Source organism: Paenibacillus zanthoxyli JH29 (genome assembly GCF_000520715.1).
GTDB lineage: Bacteria > Bacillota > Bacilli > Paenibacillales > Paenibacillaceae > Paenibacillus_AQ > Paenibacillus_AQ zanthoxyli.
This window is the reverse complement of sequence record NZ_ASSD01000343.1, coordinates 1-2,723: the sequence shown is the minus strand read 5'-3', so window position 1 is coordinate 2,723 and position 2,723 is coordinate 1. Positions and strand designations below refer to the sequence as shown.

At 48.4% G+C, this 2,723-nt stretch carries 2 protein-coding genes; both read left to right on the top strand.

Annotated features, from left to right (window positions below):
* The coding region (locus tag L691_RS0112500) for a copper amine oxidase N-terminal domain-containing protein (protein WP_232229173.1) at nt 1–772 on the top strand (772 nt) is incomplete at its 5' end.
* A 434-nt stretch (nt 773–1,206) separates the two neighbouring features.
* The coding region (locus L691_RS0112495) for a lysylphosphatidylglycerol synthase domain-containing protein (RefSeq protein ID WP_025690858.1) at nt 1,207–2,723 on the top strand (1,517 nt) is incomplete at its 3' end.

The following is a 2,723-nucleotide window of genomic DNA, read 5'->3' as shown; positions in this document are numbered from 1 at the left end:
ATGCTATGTGGTTGTTGGTTATTTCACGGATTCAGGTGATTGGCTTCACAATAATTTTTTACAAATAATTGATATTATAGAAACATATAAGTGTAATTTACGTCTCTTCTTAAGAAAGAAAACTTTGGAGGGGATTTACATGAAAAGTACAATAAAAGTAGGATTAGCAGGATTGGTTTTGACTGTTGTATTTAGTGCTGGAGCTTACGCAGCGACTACAGTTCCAAAAATATTTGTTAACAGTAATCAAGTCAAAACCAGTGTACAGCCTAAAATTATTGATGGCTCTGTTTATGTTCCAATACGGGTAATCTCTGAAGGACTTGGGGTTGATATCCAATGGGATAATAAGAACAAGACCGTGTACGTAGAGTCTGATCCAAACTTTAAGCTGGAAGATAGCAGTGTCCAATATGTTTCGGAGCGGAATTTGGCTTATAAGTGGATCATGGCCTATGACGAGAGAAATCACCAAGGGGTGCTTGATCTAGTTACCTCTAATTTCACGACTGATATCTACAATGAAAGTTTTCCTACCGGCACTTACAATTTGGCGAGCATTGTTGATATAAAAGCTGTCGCGCGCGCAACCAACGGCCTTACCGTGAGAATTGTTCAACGTGTAACTGCAGAAGATGATTATAAAGTTAAAGTGGAAAAATGGAATTTTATTTTTGAGGAAGGTAAAATAAAGTCGGTGAAGGTCGTGCCAAACTCCGCTAAATATTTGAATCGTTATACAGTGTTTCCAGGAGCAAGTTTTGGGATGTGAAATATGGTATTAATTGTGAGTGAATAATGAAAATTGTCGCATAGGATAATCCCTGTGGCTTTTGGTTTCTTAATTAATAGCTGGTCAATGGCTATGTTTCAAATGCCTTTTAGTTTTATTAGGTCAGCCAGAAACTTCTGGTTGGCCTAATTTTGTAGGTGAATTAAGATGGCGGTAGCCAGGAGAACTTGGAACATCGTAGGAGTGCAGGCGAATACACCAAAGAGTGGAGGAAGTTATGGAACCGGTGATTGGAGTGGATGTTTTTTGTTGCCAAGAGTTGCATAAAGGGGCATATTCGGGGTACGATTTTTAAAGGGTTTCAGGGATTTGGAAATGGCTGCCGTCAAATGGATATAATACTCACGACAGCCGTATTTTCTGGCCCGTAAAGGGCGAAGACCCGGCTTATGCAACCAAAGGCAGGTAGAGATATGCATGTACACAAACCAAGATTAGAACAATTAAAATTGATAAGGCTGCTGGCGTCCATTTATCGCATCAAGGCGGTACGGGTGCTTGTCCCGGTGATGATTATCGCACTTGTGTATTGGGAAGGGCAGCATGAACTGAAAGGAGTCCGGCTTGCCAAGACGCTGCGGGAGCTCAGGCTAATTCCGGCGCAGGGTATTATGCAGATGATGGCAACGGCGCTGGCGGCGGTTGCGGCGATGAGCGCTTACGATTTTCTGATCCGGGCCCATTATCGGATGAAAATCGGGGTTTGGAGCACCTTCCGTTATTCGTGGATTGCCAATACCTTTAATAATTTGATCGGATTTGCCGGTCTGGCCGGAGTCGGCCTACGAACGCTGCTCTATAAAAAAAGCGGAGTACCCGCAGCGGTTCTGACACCGGCGATCGTTTTTTTGTCTCCGCTGATGATTACGGGCCTGTCGCTGCTGTCCTGGGCCAGCATTTTCGGCATTCTGCCGGCGGAGGGGCTGCTGCGCGAGCACCGCTGGCTTGTATTCGCCGTCTGGGGCATGGCGCTGTATCTGCCTTTCTTTATCATGCTGCAGCGCTCCTCGCTGTTCGCCAAATGGATCAACCGGGGAGAAGGGAAAACACCGTGGATGACGGTATACGCCTCGGTGGGCTCCTCGCTGCTGGAATGGATAAGCGCTGGAATTACCTTTTCGGTGATCGCGGAGCATATTTTGGGCGGCGTTCCTTTTCAGCCGATGATGAGTCTCTATGTGATCGCGGCGATTGCGGGCATACTCAGCATGGCTCCGGGGGGGATCGGCGCATTCGATCTGATCGCGCTGCTGGGAATTCAGCAGATGGGATATTCCAGCGAACGGGCGATGGCTGTGCTCGTCATTTTCCGGCTGTTCTATTTTGTCATTCCATGGCTGATCGGGCTTGTGCTGGCTGCGCTCGAAATCGGACAGCAGGGCATACGGCTGCTGCGCAGCTCGGCGCTGGAAACGCCCCTTAATACTTGGCAGAGGATTTGGACTTGGCCTGGACAATATACCTTCCTTAGCGATCTTGGCGTGTGGGCGCTCGGCAAGCTTGTGCTTGCAGCCGGCCTTCTTCTGCTGTTGTCGGCGGCTACGCCCGAGCTGCTGTACCGTCTGCGCTTCATGGAGGAGCTGTTGTCGCTTCCAATCATGCGGGTATCCCATCATTTAGCCGTTGTCATCGGTTTTATGCTGGTGCTGCTGTCCCGGGGCATTTCGCTGCGTATCCGCAGAGCTTATATCTGGTCAAGCATTACGCTGGCTCTTGGCGCCGTGTTTGCCTTCATCAAGGGGTTTGATTACGAAGAGGCGCTCTTTTTGCTGTTTGTGGCCTTCCTTCTATGGATTTCAAGGGCGCGTTTCTACCGGGTCAGCGCGCCGATTTCGCGGCAAAGCCTGCTATGGTGGCTGCTGCTGACTTCCGGTATCGCCCTGAGCTACTATCTGCTGGCAAGCTACTCGCATCGCGGCTTCTTTAAAGC